A 17,339-nucleotide genomic window follows, 5' to 3' on the forward strand; every position below is an offset into this window, starting at 1 on the left:
AAAAGATTGATGCTTGAATTAGAAGCGGTAGTGCGAGAACGCTTTGTTGGCTTCAGCCATACGGTGAACGTCTTCACGCTTCTTGACTGCAGCACCCTTGCCTTCGGCAGCATCCAGCAGCTCGCCGGCCAGACGCAGAGCCATCGACTTCTCGCCGCGCTTGCGGGCGTAGTCTACGAGCCAGCGCATTGCCAGAGCGTTACGACGGGATGGACGAACTTCAACCGGGACCTGGTAAGTGGCACCGCCGACACGACGGGACTTTACTTCGACCAGCGGAGCGATGGCGTCGAGAGCTTTCTCGAAGATTTCCAGGGGGTCGCTGTTCTTGCGTGCTTTGACGGTATCCAGGGCACCGTAAACGATGCGCTCGGCTACGGCCTTCTTGCCGCTTTCCATCACGTGGTTCATGAACTTGGCGAGAATCTGGGATCCGTACTTCGGATCGTCAAGGATCTCACGTTTTGCTGCTACACGACGTCTTGGCATGATAAGCCCTCAAACGGTCTTCAGGTTAGCCCGGGACCAGGTCATTCGACCCACGCCCGACCTTACTCTTATCGACTCAAAAAAATGGATGTCTGCAAACGACCGATTACTTCGGACGCTTGGTACCGTACTTCGAACGACCCTGGTTACGGCCTTTGACGCCCGAAGTATCCAGAGAGCCGCGAACGGTGTGGTAACGAACACCTGGCAAGTCTTTTACACGGCCGCCACGAATCAGGACGACGCTGTGCTCTTGCAGGTTGTGGCCTTCACCACCGATGTACGAGGAAACCTCGAAACCGTTGGTCAGACGCACACGGCATACTTTACGCAGTGCCGAGTTAGGTTTTTTCGGCGTGGTGGTGTACACACGGGTGCACACGCCACGACGCTGCGGGCAGTTCTGCAGCGCAGGAACGTCGGACTTCTCGACCGAACGCTTACGCGGCTGACGTACCAGCTGGTTGATAGTTGCCATCTACTAGCTCCACTGATTGTCTTGCGACTCTATTGTCTTGCAAGAAAGCCAAAAATTGGCGAGACGGAGCCTCACCAAATTTAAGGGTACAAAAGTCTAAAGAGGATCTTGCACCCAGTCAAGACAAGGCCCCGGCCCTCCCCGCCCGATCATCGGCAACATTTCATGTCGCCGATGATCGCCCGAGGCTTGCCGGGGCCTTGCCCTGTACTTAGTTACCGCTGGAATTCAGCGCTTCGGTCAGTGCAGCTTCCACTTCACTGGCGCTTACACGCAGCGGTTTGTCGGCATCACGGCGACGCTTGCGCTCGCTATGGTAGGCCAGACCAGTACCAGCCGGGATCAGACGACCCACGACCACGTTCTCTTTCAGGCCGCGCAGGTAGTCGCGCTTGCCGGTTACCGCCGCTTCGGTCAGTACGCGGGTTGTTTCCTGGAAGGAAGCCGCGGAGATGAACGACTCGGTGGACAGCGAGGCCTTGGTGATACCCAGCAGCACGCGGGTGAACTTGGAGATGAACTTGTCCTCGCCAGCGAGACGCTCGTTCTCTACCAGCACCTGGGTCAGTTCCATCTGGTCGCCCTTGATGAAGCTGGAATCGCCCGACTCGGAGATCTCGACCTTGCGCAGCATCTGACGCAGGATGGTCTCGATGTGCTTGTCGTTGATCTTCACGCCTTGCAGACGGTAAACGTCCTGGATCTCGTTGACGATGTACTTCGCCAGCGCGCTCACACCCAACAGACGCAGGATGTCATGCGGATCGCTTGGGCCGTCGGAGATAACTTCGCCGCGGTTTACCTGTTCACCTTCGAAGACGTTCAGGTGGCGCCACTTCGGAATCAGCTCTTCGTACGGATCGCTACCGTCGGTCGGAGTGATCACCAGGCGACGCTTGCCCTTGGTCTCTTTACCGAATGCGATGGTGCCGCTGACTTCAGCCAGAATCGAGGCTTCTTTCGGACGACGCGCTTCGAACAGGTCAGCAACGCGCGGCAGACCACCGGTGATGTCACGGGTCTTCGACGTCTCTTGCGGGATACGCGCGATAACGTCACCAACACCGATCTGCGCACCGTCAGCCACACCGACAAGGGCGTTGGCCGGCAGGAAGTACTGGGCAGGTACGTCTGTACCTGGCAGGTACAGGTCCTTGCCAGCGGCATCGACCATCTTGATTGCCGGACGGATTTCCTTGCCTGCGGCAGGGCGATCCTTGACGTCCAGCACTTCAATGTTGGTCAAGCCGGTCAGTTCGTCGGTCTGACGCTTGATGGTGATGTTTTCTTCCATGCCCACGAAGGTCACGGTACCTTTCAGCTCGGTAACGATCGGGTGGGTGTGCGGGTCCCACTTGGCGACGATGGCGCCAGCTTCGACCTTTTCACCTTCCTTGACCGAAATCACCGCACCGTAAGGCAGCTTGTAACGCTCACGCTCACGACCGAACTCGTCGGCAATCGCCAACTCACCCGAACGCGATACGGCAACCAGGTTACCGTCGGCACGCTCAACCTGCTTCAGGTTGTGCAGACGCACCATACCGCCATTCTTCACCTGGACGCTGTCGGCAGCCGAAGTACGGCTTGCAGCACCACCGATGTGGAACGTACGCATGGTCAGCTGGGTACCTGGCTCACCGATCGACTGTGCAGCGATAACGCCGACAGCTTCACCGATGTTCACCTGGTGACCGCGAGCCAGGTCACGACCGTAGCACTTGGCGCAGATGCCGTAGCGGGTTTCGCAGTTGATCGGCGAACGCACGATCACTTCGTCGATGCTGTTCAGCTCGATGAACTCAACCCACTGCTCGTCGACCAAGGTACCGGCCGGAACGATAACGTCCTCGGTGCCTGGCTTGAACACGTCACGGGCGATGACACGACCCAATACACGCTCACCCAGCGGCTCTACAACGTCGCCGCCTTCGATGTGTGGAGTCATCACCAGGCCCTGATCGGTGCCGCAGTCGATCTCGGTCACAACCAGATCCTGGGCAACGTCCACCAGACGACGAGTCAGGTAACCGGAGTTAGCGGTTTTCAGTGCGGTATCCGCCAGACCCTTACGAGCACCGTGAGTCGAGATGAAGTACTGAAGTACGCTCAGACCTTCACGGAAGTTCGCAGTGATCGGCGTCTCGATGATGGAGCCGTCCGGCTTGGCCATCAGACCACGCATACCGGCCAGCTGACGGATCTGGGCTGCGGAACCCCGTGCACCCGAGTCAGCCATCATGTACATCGAGTTGAAGGACTCTTGCTCGACTTCCTTGCCTTCGCGGTCGATGACCTTCTCTTTCGAGAGGTTGGCCATCATCGCCTTGGACACTTCGTCGTTCGCCTTCGACCACAAGTCGATGACCTTGTTGTACTTCTCGCCCTGGGTTACCAGACCGGAGGCGTACTGGCTCTCGATTTCCTTCACTTCGTCGGTAGCGTTACCGATGATGCGGGCTTTCTCGTCCGGGATAACGAAGTCGTTAACACCGATGGAAACGCCGGAAATGGTCGAGTAAGCGAAACCGGTGTACATCAACTGGTCGGCGAAGATAACGGTCTCTTTCAGACCAACCACGCGGTAGCACTGGTTGATCAGCTTGGAGATCGCCTTTTTCTTCATCGGCTGGTTGACCACGTCGTACGGCAGACCTGCCGGCACAACCTGGAACAGCAGCGCACGGCCGACGGTGGTGTCGACGATACGGGTGTTCTTGACCACCGAACCATCACGCTCTTTCACGGTTTCGTTGATACGAACCTTGATTTTCGCGTGCAGGGCGGCTTCGCCGGCGCGGAATACGCGGTCGACTTCCTGCAGGTCGGCGAACACGCGACCTTCGCCCTTGGCGTTGATGGCTTCACGGGTCATGTAGTATAGACCCAGTACAACGTCCTGCGACGGTACGATGATTGGCTCACCGTTGGCTGGCGACAGGATGTTGTTGGTCGACATCATCAGCGCACGCGCTTCGAGCTGGGCTTCCAGGGTCAGCGGCACGTGAACGGCCATCTGGTCACCGTCGAAGTCGGCGTTGTACGCAGCACAGACCAGCGGGTGCAGCTGGATAGCCTTACCTTCGATCAGTACCGGTTCAAAAGCCTGGATCCCCAGACGGTGAAGAGTCGGTGCACGGTTGAGCAGTACGGGGTGTTCGCGAATTACTTCGGCGAGAACGTCCCACACCTCTGGCAGCTCGCGCTCGACCATCTTCTTGGCAGCCTTGATGGTGGTCGCCAGACCACGCATTTCCAGCTTGCCGAAAATGAACGGCTTGAACAGCTCAAGGGCCATCTTCTTCGGCAGACCGCACTGGTGCAGACGCAGGGTCGGACCTACGGTAATTACCGAACGGCCGGAGTAGTCAACACGCTTACCGAGCAAGTTCTGACGGAAGCGACCTTGCTTACCTTTGATCATGTCGGCCAGGGACTTCAGCGGACGCTTGTTCGAGCCAGTGATGGCGCGACCACGACGCCCGTTGTCCAGCAGGGCGTCGACCGCTTCCTGCAGCATGCGCTTTTCGTTGCGCACGATGATGTCAGGCGCGGACAGATCCAGCAGGCGCTTCAGACGGTTGTTACGGTTAATCACCCGACGATACAGGTCGTTCAGGTCGGAGGTCGCAAAACGGCCACCATCCAGCGGTACCAGCGGACGCAGGTCCGGCGGCAGCACTGGCAGAACGGTCAGGACCATCCACTCAGGCAAGTTGCCCGAGCCCTGGAAAGCTTCCATCAGCTTCAGGCGCTTGGAAAGCTTCTTGATCTTGGTTTCCGAGTTGGTCTGCGGAATCTCTTCGCGCAGGCGGCCGATCTCGTGCTCCAGATCGATAGCATGCAGCAGCTCGCGAACAGCCTCGGCACCCATACGGGCATCGAAGTCGTCACCGAACTCTTCCAGTGCTTCGAAGTACTGCTCGTCGTTCAGCAGCTGGCCCTTTTCCAGGGTGGTCATGCCCGGGTCGATAACGACATAGCTCTCGAAGTAGAGCACGCGCTCGATATCACGCAGGGTCATATCCATCAGCAGGCCGATACGGGACGGCAGCGACTTCAGGAACCAGATGTGGGCAACCGGCGAGGCCAGTTCGATGTGCGCCATGCGCTCACGACGAACCTTGGCCAGGGCGACTTCAACGCCGCACTTCTCGCAGATTACACCGCGGTGCTTGAGGCGCTTGTACTTGCCGCACAGGCACTCGTAGTCCTTGACTGGGCCAAAGATCTTGGCACAGAACAGGCCGTCACGCTCAGGTTTGAACGTACGGTAGTTGATGGTTTCCGGCTTTTTAACTTCACCGAACGACCACGAACGGATCATTTCAGGCGACGCCAGACCGATGCGGATGGCGTCGAACTCTTCGACTTGACCCTGGTTTTTCAGCAAATTCAGTAGGTCTTTCAAGGCCTTTCCTCCTGGCGGAGCAGGGAGCGGACATTACCTGCCCCACTCCCCTTCGCGTCACGTGTTATTCGGTTTCCAGATCGATATCGATACCGAGCGAACGGATCTCTTTGATCAACACGTTGAAGGACTCGGGCATGCCCGGCTCCATACGGTGATCGCCATCCACGATGTTCTTGTACATCTTGGTACGGCCGTTCACGTCGTCCGACTTCACTGTGAGCATTTCTTGCAGGGTGTATGCCGCGCCGTATGCTTCCAGCGCCCACACTTCCATCTCCCCGAAACGCTGACCACCGAACTGCGCCTTACCACCCAGCGGCTGCTGGGTAACCAGGCTGTAGGAACCAGTGGAACGCGCGTGCATCTTGTCGTCCACCAAGTGGTTCAGCTTGAGCATGTACATGTAACCAACGGTCACAGGACGCTCGAACTTGTTGCCGGTACGGCCATCGAACAGCACCATCTGGCCGCTCTCTGGCAGGTCGGCCAGCTTCAGCATGGCCTTGATCTCGCGCTCCTTGGCACCATCGAAGACCGGGGTAGCCATAGGCACGCCTTTCTTCAGGTTGTTAGCCAGGGCCAGGATTTCTTCGTCGGTGAACTCGTCGAGGTTTTCCTGACGACCGCCGATCTCGTTGTAGACTTCGGTCAGGAACACGCGCAGTTCAGCGGCCTTGCGCTGCTCTTCGAGCATGCGGTCGATCTTCTCGCCCAGGCCCTTGGCCGCGAGGCCCAGGTGGGTTTCAAGGATCTGACCAACGTTCATACGCGAAGGTACACCCAGCGGGTTCAGTACGACGTCAACCGGAGTACCGTTGGCATCGTGCGGCATGTCTTCAACCGGCATGATGACCGAGACAACACCCTTGTTACCGTGACGACCGGCCATCTTGTCACCCGGCTGGATGCGGCGGCGGATTGCCAGGTAAACCTTGACGATCTTCAGTACGCCCGGTGCCAGGTCATCGCCCTGCTGCAGCTTGCGCTTCTTGTCTTCGAACTTGTCGTCCAGCAGACGGCGACGGTCGACGATGTACTGCTGAGCCTTTTCCAACTGCTCGTTCAGTGCATCTTCAGCCATGCGCAGTTTGAACCACTGGCCGTGCTCCAGACCGTCCAGCACTTCGTCAGTGATCACGGTGCCTTTCTTCAGGCCCGCACCACCGTCAACTACCTGGCCGTTCAGAGCCGAACGCAGACGCTCGAAGGTTGCACCTTCGACAATGCGGAACTCTTCGTTGAGGTCCTTGCGGATCTCGTCGAGTTGCATCTTCTCGATGGCCAGTGCACGGCTATCGCGCTCCACGCCATCACGGGTGAAGACCTGTACGTCGATGACAGTACCCTTGGTGCCGGTTGGCACACGCAGGGAGGTGTCCTTAACGTCGCTGGCCTTCTCACCGAAGATTGCGCGCAGCAGCTTTTCTTCCGGAGTCAGCTGGGTTTCGCCTTTTGGCGTGACCTTGCCGACCAGGATGTCGCCAGCGCCAACTTCAGCACCTACGTAAACGATACCGGCTTCGTCCAGCTTGTTCAGTGCAGCTTCACCCACGTTCGGGATGTCCGCAGTGATTTCCTCTGGGCCAAGCTTGGTGTCACGCGCCACACAGGTCAGTTCCTGAATGTGGATGGTGGTGAAGCGATCTTCCTGAACAACACGTTCGGACAGGCAGATGGAGTCTTCGAAGTTGAAGCCGTTCCACGCCATGAACGCGATGCGCATGTTCTGACCCAGAGCCAGCTCACCCATGTCGGTGGACGGGCCGTCGGCCATGATGTCACCACGCTGAACCTTGTCACCTTTGCTCACCAGCGGACGCTGGTTGATGCAGGTGTTCTGGTTCGAACGGGTGTACTTGGTCAGGTTGTAGATATCCACACCCGCTTCGCCGGTTTCCACTTCGTCGTCGGCAACGCGAACAACGATACGGCTGGCGTCGACCGAGTCGATCACACCACCGCGGCGAGCAACCACGCAGACACCGGAGTCACGCGCAACGTTGCGCTCCATGCCGGTACCTACCAGCGGCTTGTCGGCACGCAGAGTCGGTACAGCCTGACGCTGCATGTTCGAACCCATCAACGCACGGTTGGCGTCGTCGTGCTCGAGGAACGGAATCAGCGACGCTGCAACGGAAACAACCTGCTTCGGCGAAACGTCCATCAGGGTGACGTCTTCCGGCGCCTTGACGGTGAATTCGTTCAGGTGACGAACCGCTACCAGTTCATCGATCAGTTGCTTCTTGTCGTTCATCGCGGCCGAAGCCTGTGCGATGACGTGATCTGCCTCTTCGATTGCCGACAGGAACACGATGTCGTCGCTGACAACGCCTTCCTTCACAACGCGGTACGGGCTTTCCAGGAAGCCGTACTGGTTGGTGCGGGCGTAGGCCGCCAGGGAGTTGATCAGACCGATGTTCGGACCTTCAGGAGTCTCGATCGGGCACACACGGCCATAGTGGGTCGGGTGTACGTCACGAACTTCGAAGCCGGCACGCTCACGGGTCAGACCGCCAGGGCCGAGTGCGGAGACGCGACGCTTGTGGGTAATCTCCGAGAGAGGGTTGTTCTGGTCCATGAACTGGGACAGCTGGCTGGAACCGAAGAACTCTTTCACCGCCGCCGCTACCGGCTTGGCGTTGATCAGATCTTGCGGCATCAGGCCTTCGCTTTCCGCCATCGACAGGCGTTCCTTGACCGCGCGCTCGACACGCACCAGGCCAACACGGAACTGGTTCTCGGCCATCTCGCCGACGCAACGTACGCGACGGTTACCCAGGTGGTCGATGTCGTCGACGATGCCTTTACCGTTACGGATATCGACCAGGGTCTTCAGAACCTCGACGATGTCTTCCTTGCTCAGCACGCCCGAACCCTCGATCTCGGTACGACCGATACGACGGTTGAACTTCATGCGGCCGACGGCGGACAGATCGTAACGCTCGGCGCTGAAGAACAGGTTGTTGAACAGTGTCTCGGCTGCATCCTTGGTTGGCGGCTCGCCTGGACGCATCATGCGGTAGATTTCGACCAGAGCTTCCAGTTGGTTGCTGGTGGTGTCGATCTTCAGGGTGTCAGAGATAAACGGACCGCAATCAATGTCGTTGGTGTACAGGGTCTCGATACGGACAACCTGCGCCTTGGCGACCTTGATCAACAGCTCGGTGGTCATCTCGGTATTGCATTCGGCAAGAATTTCGCCGGTAGCCGGATGCACGATTGCTTTGGCGGTAGTGCGGCCCAGGACATATTCCATTGGAACGTCCAGTTGCTTGACGCCGGCCTTCTCGATCTGATTGATGTGGCGCGCGGTAATACGGCGGCCTTGCTCGACGATGACTTTGCCGGTTTCGTCATGGATGTCCATGACTGCAACTTCACCACGCAGACGCTGCGGTACCAGTTCCAGGCTGAGTTTTTCGCCGGAAATGTGGAACACGTTGGTGGTGTAGAAGGTGTTCAGCACTTCTTCAGTGCTGTAACCCAAGGCGCGCAACAGCACAGAGGCCGGTAGTTTGCGGCGACGGTCGATACGCACGAACACGCAGTCCTTCGGGTCGAACTCGAAGTCCAGCCAGGAACCGCGGTAAGGGATGATGCGAGCGGAGTACAGCAGCTTGCCCGAGCTGTGGGTCTTGCCACGGTCGTGGTCGAAGAACACACCAGGCGAACGGTGCAGCTGGGAAACGATCACACGCTCGGTACCATTGATAACGAAGGTACCGTTCTCAGTCATCAGGGGGATTTCACCCATGTAGACTTCTTGCTCTTTGATGTCCTTGATCGCTTTGTTCGACGATTCCTTGTCGAAGATGATCAGGCGCACCTTGACCCGCAGTGGGACCGCGAAGGTCACGCCACGCAGGACACATTCCTTCACATCGAAGGCGGGTTCGCCCAGGCGATAGCCTACGTACTCCAGGGCAGCATTGCCGGAGTAGCTGATGATCGGGAATACCGATTTGAAGGCCGCGTGCAGGCCGACGTCGCGGAAGTGATCCTTGGATGCTCCCGCTTGCAGGAATTCGCGATACGAATCCAGCTGGATGGCCAGGAGGTAAGGCACATCCATGACGTCCGGCAACTTGCTAAAGTCCTTGCGGATACGTTTTTTCTCAGTGTATGAGTAAGCCATCAGCGTTCCCCAGCTTGGTCACCTGCTTGTTTGGCTTCTCCCGGCGGGAGCAGCCAGAAAATCGTGCAAACCCCTTGGTTTGCGCCACCCACATGGGTGTCTTGCAGCTCGTTATCGGGACCGGCCTGACCGGCCACCAATAACGGAAAAAGGCCGGTGGCATAAGCCACCAGCCATCAGCCTTTCGCTCAACGCTCAGGCTGGCATCGCAAGGTCGAGATTACTTCAGCTCGACTTTAGCGCCTGCTTCTTCCAGCTTCTTCTTAGCGTCTTCAGCGGCTTCTTTCGAAACGCCTTCAGCTACAACCTGAGGAGCGCCATCGACTTTCTCTTTGGCTTCTTTCAGGCCCAGACCGGTCAGTTCGCGAACGGCTTTGATCACGTTCACTTTCTTGTCGCCGGCTTCAACCAGAACAACGTTGAACTCGGTCTGTTCTTCAACAACGGCAGCAGCAGCAGCTGGGCCAGCAGCGGCAACAGCAGCGGTAACGCCGAAGGTTTCTTCCATTGCTTTGATCAGCTCAACAACTTCCAGAACGGTTTTCTGGCCGATTGCTTCGATGATTTGTTCGTTAGTCAGAGACATGACTTAAATCCTGTATTGGGGTGACAGCCTACGCAGCCATCAAATTAAACGTATGATTTTGAAAGAGTTCGCGCGCCTTAGGCCGCGGTAGCTTCTTTCTGGTCGCGAATGGCTGCCAGAGTACGAGCCAGCTTGCTGGTGGCGCCTTGAATAACGCTCATCAGTTTTGCGATAGCTTCGTCGCGGGTCGGCAGGGTAGCCAACACGTCGATCTGGTTCGCTGCAATGAAATTGCCGTCAAACGCAGCTGCCTTGATCTCGAACTTGTCCTGACCCTTGGCGAACTCTTTGAACAGGCGAGCAGCAGCGCCCGGGTGTTCGTTAGAGAAAGCAATCAGGGTCGGGCCTTTGAACGCGTCGTTGAGGATCGAAAATTCGGTGCCTTCAACAGCGCGCTTGAGCAGGGTGTTACGCACTACACGCACGTATACGCCAGCTTCGCGGGCCTCTTTACGGAGTCCGGTCATTGCGCTTACAGTCACACCACGGGCATCAGCCACGACAGCGGACAGAGCGACTTTGGCAGCCTCGTTGACTTCAGCGACGATGGCCTTCTTGTCTTCGAGTTTAATTGCCACGGGTTTACTCCTGGTTTTTACCGTTTCATCTGGCCGAAGCCGGATGTCGTTTTGGTGTCTGATTCGGTAACGAATCGGGAGCACCATCTGCGTGGGCTGATATTTTAAGGCTTACGCCGCCTACGGTCTTGGATAGCCCCCGCCAGGCAGGGACCCCAATTTTTGCTGGCGGCGCGACTGGTCGCACCGCCATGTTCTTACACGTTCAGCGAGCTCTGATCGATGACCAGACCTGGGCCCATGGTGGTGCTCAGGGTAACGCGCTTAACGTAGATACCTTTCGAGGAAGCCGGCTTGATACGCTTCAGGTCAGCGATCAGGGCTTCAACGTTTTCCTTCAGCTTGTCAGCTTCAAAGCCGATCTTGCCAACGGAGGTGTGGATAATACCGTTTTTGTCGGTACGGTAGCGAACCTGACCAGCCTTGGCGTTTTTCACGGCAGTGGCTACGTCCGGGGTCACGGTACCAACTTTCGGGTTAGGCATCAGGCCGCGAGGACCCAGAACCTGACCCAGCTGACCTACAACGCGCATGGCATCAGGCGATGCGATAACGACGTCATAGTTCAGGTCGCCGCCTTTCATTTCAGCAGCCAGATCGTCCATACCTACGCGATCAGCGCCGGCAGCCAGAGCAGCTTCAGCAGCTGGGCCCTGGGTGAAGACGGCAACGCGAACGGTCTTGCCAGTGCCGTGTGGCAGCACGGTAGCGCTACGTACGACCTGGTCGGATTTACGCGGATCAACACCGAGGTTAACGGCGATGTCGTAGGACTCGACGAACTTGGCAGCGGGCAGCGAGGCCAGCAGAGTTGCCGCTTCTTCGAAGTTGTAGGCCTTGCCTGCTTCGATTTTCTCGGCGATTGCCTTTTGACGTTTGGTCAGCTTAGCCATTACACACCCTCCACGTTCAGGCCCATGCTGCGGGCAGAGCCAGCGATGGTGCGTACAGCAGCGTCCAGGTCAGCGGCAGTCAGATCAGCCTGTTTAGCTTTGGCGATGTCTTCCAGCTGAGCACGGGTAACGGTACCGACTTTAACGGTGTTCGGGCGAGCCGAACCACTGGTCAGGCCAGCAGCTTTCTTCAGCAGAACCGAGGCAGGGGTGCTCTTGGTCTCGAAGGTGAAGCTACGGTCGCTGTAGACAGTGATGATCACTGGAGTCGGCAGGCCGGCTTCTTGACCCTGGGTACGGGCGTTGAAGGCCTTGCAGAATTCCATGATGTTCACACCATGTTGACCCAGAGCTGGACCAACGGGTGGGCTTGGGTTGGCCTGGCCGGCCTTAACTTGCAGCTTGATGTAAGCCTGAATCTTCTTAGCCATGAGCTACTCCAAAATCGGGTACGAACGCCTGATGGCTCCCCGGATGACTTGCGTTTTATCCCAGTGACGACAAAACCCCGCAGCACACAGGGCTGCGGGGTATGGGATGCTTCGTCCGCCTAGACCTTCTCGACCTGGCTGAACTCGAGCTCCACCGGAGTAGAGCGACCGAAAATGAGCACTGCAACCTGCAGGCGGCTCTTTTCGTAGTTAACCTCTTCGACACTACCATTGAAGTCAGCGAACGGACCATCAATGACTCGAACCACTTCACCTGGCTCGAACAGCGTCTTGGGCTTCGGCTTATCGCTGCCGTCGGCAACGCGACGCAGGATGGCCTCAGCTTCTTTATCGGTAATCGGCGCAGGCTTGTCAGCAGTACCGCCAATAAAGCCCATAACGCGAGGGGTATCCTTGACCAAGTGCCAAGTCCCTTCGTTCATCTCCATCTGGACCAATACATAGCCAGGGAAGAACTTACGCTCACTCTTGCGCTTCTGGCCGTTGCGCATTTCGACGACTTCTTCGGTCGGGACCAAGATCTCGCCGAAACCGTCTTCCATGCCAGCCAGCTTGACGCGCTCGATCAGAGAGCGCATTACATGCTTCTCGTAACCCGAGTAAGCATGCACAACATACCAACGCTTAGCCACGGGACACCTTTAGCCAACGATCAAGGAGACCGCCCAGCCGAGCAGGGAATCGAGCCCCCACAGCAGCAGTGCCATAACCAGCACGACAGCCACGACAATCAGCGTGGTCTGGGTGGTTTCCTGGCGGGTCGGCCACACGACTTTACGAATCTCGGTACGAGCTTCCTTCGCCAACGCAAAGAACGACTTGCCCTTCGCAGTCTGCAGAGCTACAAAGCCCGCGACAGCAGCCAGAACGAGAAGTGCGAGAACGCGATACAGGATTGGAGAGGCGGAGTAATATTGATTACCCACAACACCAACAACCACCAAAGCCACTACAGCCAGCCACTTGAACAGATCAAAACGCGATTCTTGGGCTTCAGTTTTGGGGGTCATCGAGGAGGATCCTGTAAGAAGAAAGCCATCACACCGAAGTGAAATGGCAGGTCAGGAGGGAATCGAACCCCCAACCTACGGTTTTGGAGACCGTCGCTCTGCCAATTGAGCTACTGACCTGTAACGCTGTATCAGGCCGGCCATTATACCGGCCTGATCAAGTAAATCAACTACTTATTCAATAATTTTTGCTACGACACCGGCGCCGACGGTACGACCGCCTTCACGGATAGCGAAGCGCAGACCGTCTTCCATTGCGATGGTCTTGATCAGGGTAACAGTCATCTGAATGTTGTCACCTGGCATTACCATTTCAACGCCTTCCGGCAGTTCGCAGTTACCGGTCACGTCAGTGGTACGGAAGTAGAACTGTGGACGGTAGCCTTTGAAGAACGGAGTGTGACGGCCGCCTTCTTCCTTCGACAGGACGTAGACTTCTGCGGTGAACTTGGTGTGCGGCTTGACCGAACCTGGCTTAACCAGAACCTGGCCACGCTCAACGTCGTCACGCTTGGTACCACGCAGCAGAACGCCGCAGTTCTCGCCAGCACGACCTTCGTCCAGCAGCTTGCGGAACATCTCAACACCGGTACAGGTGGTGGTGGTGGTGTCACGCAGACCAACGATTTCCAGCGGATCCTGAACGCGGACGATACCACGCTCGATACGACCGGTAACAACGGTACCACGACCCGAGATCGAGAACACGTCTTCGATCGGCATCAGGAACGGCTGGTCGATGGCACGAACTGGCTCAGGAATGTAGCTGTCCAGAGTTTCTACCAGCTTCTTGACAGCGGTAGTACCCATTTCGTTGTCGTCTTTGCCTTCCAGCGCCATACGAGCCGAACCGATGATGATCGGGGTGTCGTCGCCTGGGAAGTCATAGGTGGACAGCAGGTCGCGAACTTCCATCTCGACCAGTTCCAGCAGCTCAGCGTCGTCTACCAGGTCAGCCTTGTTCAGGAAGACCACGATGTACGGAACGCCTACCTGACGGGACAGCAGGATGTGCTCACGGGTTTGCGGCATCGGACCATCGGCGGCCGAGCAAACCAGGATCGCGCCGTCCATCTGGGCAGCACCGGTGATCATGTTCTTCACGTAGTCAGCGTGACCTGGGCAGTCAACGTGAGCGTAGTGACGAATGGTCGAGTTGTACTCAACGTGAGCGGTGTTGATGGTGATACCGCGCGCTTTTTCTTCCGGAGCCGAGTCGATCTTGTCGAACTCAACGATTGCCGAACCGAAAACTTCGGAGCAAACGCGAGTCAGAGCTGCGGTCAGAGTGGTCTTACCGTGGTCAACGTGGCCAATAGTGCCGACGTTAACGTGGGGAAGGGAACGATCAAACTTTTCCTTAGCCATCGATACAATCCTCCGCAGAAGAAATAGTCTTGCGCTGATAAAACAAAGGCAGATATTTTCATATCTGCCTTGTTTATATGGAGCTCTTGAGCGGACTTGAACCGCTGACCTCACCCTTACCAAGGGTGTGCTCTACCAACTGAGCTACAAGAGCGAAACACTTTGTGCAAAATCCAGCAAACTTGGAGCGGGTAGCGGGAATCGAACCCGCATCATCAGCTTGGAAGGCTGAGGTTCTACCACTAAACTATACCCGCGGAGCTTGCGGCTCTCGCTAAAACTGGTGGAGGGAGAAGGATTCGAACCTTCGAAGCTCTCGCAACGGATTTACAGTCCGTCCCCTTTGACCGCTCGGGAATCCCTCCAGATGTGGCCGGCATTCTATTTGTCTGCCGTCCTAGTGTCAAGCGTTTTTTCAAATTTTTTTCAATCAAATCTGAAACTTAGCTGCTTTGACACCGCCTCCAGCTCTACCACCTAAGTGGTGTTCCCTGTGAAGCGGGCGCCATTCTATCAAGCTATTCGCCAGTTGCAATACCCTGGCAGAAAATAATTTTATGTTTTAAGTCTTTGAAATCATTGGAAAGAGCCAGGAGCACCGTTTGGTCCAGCAAACGCTCGCTTTCCGGAGCAACCTTAAGCCAGCGACCATCCACCCCAGGCAGCTGTCCTGCCACCGGCAAGGTGGCAATATCCAGACTCAGCAGGCGTTGACGCAGAGCATCCAACTGCTCCCGCCCCATCACGCCCCCGACTACCAGGCACTCATCACGACGCTTGGGCGGTGCGGACACGCCAGTTTCACGCAACAGACGGATTTCTTGCTGATTCCCCTTGTACAGCGACAACGGGGCGACTTCCTTGACCTTCAGCGGGGCTTCCTGCTGATGCCATACGTAATAAAAGACGTTAAGCACCAGTAACAGCAGAAACAACCAGCGCATAGGCACCTCAATCCAATGGGCAGGCCATTGCCAGGCCAACGAAAACCAGGTCAGGCACGACACGCGCCTGCGGCAAGGCTTCCCTCACCAACGGCGCATCACCGCCAGTGAGGAACACAGTGAAATCCTCACCCCAGAGCACACGAGCCTGCTCGAGCTGGGTGTAGGCAAAACCCCGGAGCATCAATACGCAACCGCGCTCTACCGCTTCGACAGTCGAGCGACCTGGCGACAAACTGGTCAATGCGCGCTCCGCGGAGGCATCGTCGTAGCGGATACGACGGGTGTGAGTACGCAGCTGGCTACGCATCAACGGCATACCCGGGCAGATGTAACCTCCCAGATGCTCGCCGTCCGCGGACACGAAGTCCGCTTTTGCTGCGGTCCCCAGGTCAATCACCAGGCACGCGCCTTTGGCCAGGTGAAACGCACCCAGCGCCGCCAGCCAACGATCCATACCCAGGCGCTGATAGTCGTCATAACCATTTCGCACACCAGCCATTTCACGGACCGGGTGGGCCACTCGCGCCTGCACGGCAAATGCCTGAGCAATCACCGCGCAAAGCGCATCGGTTTCATCTTCGCTACGCACACTCACAATACGGCAACCCGTAAGGTGCACTGACGCGAGCGCAGCCACTTCGGCCACCAGCGCCTGGTCGGAATCGACGATCCCGCCACCTTCAATCACAGCATCGGCGACATGGATCACCCGCCACTTGATGAAGCTGTTACCGCAATCGAGCTCAAGAATCATCACGCAACCTCAAACTGAGCTCACCACCACTGAAGCTCTTTTCCATCCCGTCCACCTCAAGGCGCAAACCACCCTGCCCGTCGACGCCAAGAACCACACCATCAATACGTGTACTACCAGCAATGAGCGAAACATTGCGGCCCTGCCACAAGTGTGCCTGCTCCCACTCCTCCTGGAATGCGGCAAAGCCGTATCGGCGATGGCGCGCCAATTCGTGCTGCAACTGCTGGCTGAGCAGCGCTACCAAGTGATTACGATCTATGGCTGCCCCTACCTCACGCCGCATAGAGGTCCACTGCTGATCGACCTGGTCGTTTACCTGCATGTTTACATTGATACCAATGCCTAGCACTACATGACAGACATCTGCAGGATCGCCCACCAATTCCAGGAGAATCCCGGTGATCTTCTGCCCACGAACCAACACATCGTTAGGCCATTTAAGCCCGACATCCTTTACCCCGAACGCCTGCAAGGTGCGCATTACCGCCAACCCCACTACCAAGCTCAACCCCTCAAGCTGACGCATGCCCCCATCGACACGCAGCACCAGACTGTAATAGAGATTTTCAGCAAATGGGCTGACCCACTGCCGGCCGCGCCGACCGCGTCCGGCACTCTGTCGCTCGGCCAGAACCAGGAATGGAGCCGCCTGCCCTTCACTGGCAAGGCGCAAGCCTTCGGCGTTGGTGGAATCAATGGTTTCGTGGATGAATACCGGCCACTGTTCACCTGCGGCAAACCCAGCGATTGCCTGCGTCTCAAGCAAAGCCAGTGGCGCGGCCAACTGGTAACCGCGTCCACGAACCTTGTGAATGGTGAGGTTCAGCTCACTTTCCAGATGCTGCAGCTGCTTCCAAACTGCGCTGCGACTCACCCCTAGGGCTACCCCAAGAGCTTCTCCGGAGTGGAACCGACCATCCTTGAGGAGATTCAACAACTTCAGCATGCCAGTCTCGACTTGGAATAAGGCAGGCATGATAGCCATGGGCTGTTGGCTTGCATAGGAAAAGGGCCTGCAGGAGGGGCCGTGCATCGCAATCACAGAGAGAGATACTGCCAGGCCCGGAATTTTCAGCCCACAAAGACAAAACCCCTACCTGCATGTGCAGATAGGGGTTTTGCGAAATGAATCTTGACGATGACCTACTCTCACATGGGGAAACCCCACACTACCATCGGCGATGCATCGTTTCACTACTGAGTTCGGGATGGGATCAGGTGGTTCCAATGCT

14 protein-coding genes, 4 tRNA genes and 1 rRNA gene are annotated in these 17,339 nt (G+C 57.2%); all 19 read right to left on the reverse strand.

Annotated features, from left to right (window positions below):
* Positions 1-18 precede the first annotated feature (18 nt).
* The gene (gene rpsG, locus INQ47_RS15045) at positions 19-489 is read right to left on the reverse strand and encodes a 30S ribosomal protein S7 (RefSeq protein ID WP_003246741.1); all 471 of its coding nucleotides are present in this window, start codon (positions 487-489) and stop codon (positions 19-21) included.
* A 106-nt stretch (positions 490-595) separates the two neighbouring features.
* Complete coding sequence (gene rpsL / locus INQ47_RS15050; protein WP_003255492.1) at positions 596-967, reverse strand: 30S ribosomal protein S12; 372 nt, start codon at positions 965-967, stop codon at positions 596-598.
* Positions 968-1,178: 211 nt separating this feature from the next.
* The gene (rpoC, locus tag INQ47_RS15055) at positions 1,179-5,378 is read right to left on the reverse strand and encodes a DNA-directed RNA polymerase subunit beta' (RefSeq protein WP_021784866.1); all 4,200 of its coding nucleotides are present in this window, start codon (positions 5,376-5,378) and stop codon (positions 1,179-1,181) included.
* A gap of 64 nt (positions 5,379-5,442) precedes the next feature.
* Entirely contained in the window at positions 5,443-9,516 is a 4,074-nt protein-coding gene (gene rpoB / locus INQ47_RS15060) for a DNA-directed RNA polymerase subunit beta (RefSeq protein WP_252460308.1), read from the reverse strand.
* A 220-nt stretch (positions 9,517-9,736) separates the two neighbouring features.
* Positions 9,737-10,102: a 50S ribosomal protein L7/L12 gene (gene rplL / locus INQ47_RS15065; RefSeq protein WP_003255496.1), complete on the reverse strand. Its 366-nt coding sequence runs from the start codon at positions 10,100-10,102 to the stop codon at positions 9,737-9,739.
* Between the two features lie 77 nt (positions 10,103-10,179).
* A complete protein-coding gene (gene rplJ, locus INQ47_RS15070) occupies positions 10,180-10,680 on the reverse strand; it encodes a 50S ribosomal protein L10 (protein ID WP_016715872.1) in 501 nt (166 codons plus the stop codon).
* A 197-nt stretch (positions 10,681-10,877) separates the two neighbouring features.
* On the reverse strand, positions 10,878-11,573 hold the full coding sequence (rplA, locus tag INQ47_RS15075; RefSeq protein WP_003255499.1) for a 50S ribosomal protein L1: 696 nt from the start codon (positions 11,571-11,573) through the stop codon (positions 10,878-10,880).
* Positions 11,573-12,004, reverse strand: a complete 432-nt coding sequence (gene rplK, locus INQ47_RS15080; RefSeq protein WP_003255500.1) for a 50S ribosomal protein L11 — start codon at positions 12,002-12,004, stop codon at positions 11,573-11,575. Before rplK ends, rplA begins: the two co-directional genes overlap by 1 nt.
* 119 nt (positions 12,005-12,123) lie before the next feature.
* Positions 12,124-12,657 carry a transcription termination/antitermination protein NusG gene (gene nusG, locus INQ47_RS15085; RefSeq protein ID WP_003255501.1) on the reverse strand — a complete coding sequence of 178 codons (534 nt, stop codon included), beginning with the start codon at positions 12,655-12,657 and terminating at the stop codon, positions 12,124-12,126.
* A gap of 9 nt (positions 12,658-12,666) precedes the next feature.
* Positions 12,667-13,035 (reverse strand): preprotein translocase subunit SecE, encoded by a 369-nt coding sequence (secE, locus tag INQ47_RS15090; RefSeq protein ID WP_003257081.1) that lies wholly within the window; start codon positions 13,033-13,035, stop codon positions 12,667-12,669.
* Positions 13,036-13,079: 44 nt separating this feature from the next.
* A tRNA-Trp gene (locus INQ47_RS15095) sits at positions 13,080-13,155 on the reverse strand.
* Between the two features lie 54 nt (positions 13,156-13,209).
* Complete coding sequence (gene tuf, locus INQ47_RS15100) at positions 13,210-14,403, reverse strand: elongation factor Tu (protein WP_003255489.1); 1,194 nt, start codon at positions 14,401-14,403, stop codon at positions 13,210-13,212.
* 78 nt (positions 14,404-14,481) lie between these two features.
* Positions 14,482-14,557, reverse strand: a tRNA-Thr gene (locus tag INQ47_RS15105).
* 29 nt (positions 14,558-14,586) lie between these two features.
* Positions 14,587-14,660, reverse strand: a tRNA-Gly gene (locus tag INQ47_RS15110).
* A 24-nt stretch (positions 14,661-14,684) separates the two neighbouring features.
* Positions 14,685-14,768 (reverse strand) — tRNA-Tyr (locus tag INQ47_RS15115).
* Positions 14,769-14,921: 153 nt separating this feature from the next.
* Entirely contained in the window at positions 14,922-15,347 is a 426-nt protein-coding gene (locus tag INQ47_RS15120) for a hypothetical protein (RefSeq protein WP_021785334.1), read from the reverse strand.
* 7 nt (positions 15,348-15,354) lie between these two features.
* The gene (locus INQ47_RS15125) at positions 15,355-16,104 is read right to left on the reverse strand and encodes a pantothenate kinase (RefSeq protein WP_176684320.1); all 750 of its coding nucleotides are present in this window, start codon (positions 16,102-16,104) and stop codon (positions 15,355-15,357) included.
* Positions 16,094-17,053 (reverse strand): bifunctional biotin--[acetyl-CoA-carboxylase] ligase/biotin operon repressor BirA, encoded by a 960-nt coding sequence (gene birA, locus INQ47_RS15130; RefSeq protein WP_252458382.1) that lies wholly within the window; start codon positions 17,051-17,053, stop codon positions 16,094-16,096. The genes INQ47_RS15125 and birA overlap by 11 nt, the downstream gene beginning before the upstream one ends.
* 184 nt (positions 17,054-17,237) lie before the next feature.
* Positions 17,238-17,339, reverse strand: a 5S ribosomal RNA gene (gene rrf / locus INQ47_RS15135); the annotation flags it as partial.

This window comes from Pseudomonas sp. 3HC3 (assembly GCF_044904505.1).
Classification (GTDB): domain Bacteria; phylum Pseudomonadota; class Gammaproteobacteria; order Pseudomonadales; family Pseudomonadaceae; genus Aquipseudomonas; species Aquipseudomonas putida_Y.

Coding starts and splice junctions, on each gene's coding strand:
- rpsG (WP_003246741.1), bottom strand. CDS start 489: ATGCCAAGACGTCGTGTAGCAGCAAAACGTGAGATCCTTGACGATCCG.
- rpsL (WP_003255492.1), bottom strand. CDS start 967: ATGGCAACTATCAACCAGCTGGTACGTCAGCCGCGTAAGCGTTCGGTC.
- rpoB (WP_252460308.1), bottom strand. CDS start 9,516: ATGGCTTACTCATACACTGAGAAAAAACGTATCCGCAAGGACTTTAGC.
- rplL (WP_003255496.1), bottom strand. CDS start 10,102: ATGTCTCTGACTAACGAACAAATCATCGAAGCAATCGGCCAGAAAACC.
- rplA (WP_003255499.1), bottom strand. CDS start 11,573: ATGGCTAAGCTGACCAAACGTCAAAAGGCAATCGCCGAGAAAATCGAA.
- rplK (WP_003255500.1), bottom strand. CDS start 12,004: ATGGCTAAGAAGATTCAGGCTTACATCAAGCTGCAAGTTAAGGCCGGC.
- secE (WP_003257081.1), bottom strand. CDS start 13,035: ATGACCCCCAAAACTGAAGCCCAAGAATCGCGTTTTGATCTGTTCAAG.
- tuf (WP_003255489.1), bottom strand. CDS start 14,403: ATGGCTAAGGAAAAGTTTGATCGTTCCCTTCCCCACGTTAACGTCGGC.
- INQ47_RS15120 (WP_021785334.1), bottom strand. CDS start 15,347: ATGCGCTGGTTGTTTCTGCTGTTACTGGTGCTTAACGTCTTTTATTAC.
- INQ47_RS15125 (WP_176684320.1), bottom strand. CDS start 16,104: ATGATTCTTGAGCTCGATTGCGGTAACAGCTTCATCAAGTGGCGGGTG.
- birA (WP_252458382.1), bottom strand. CDS start 17,053: ATGCTGAAGTTGTTGAATCTCCTCAAGGATGGTCGGTTCCACTCCGGA.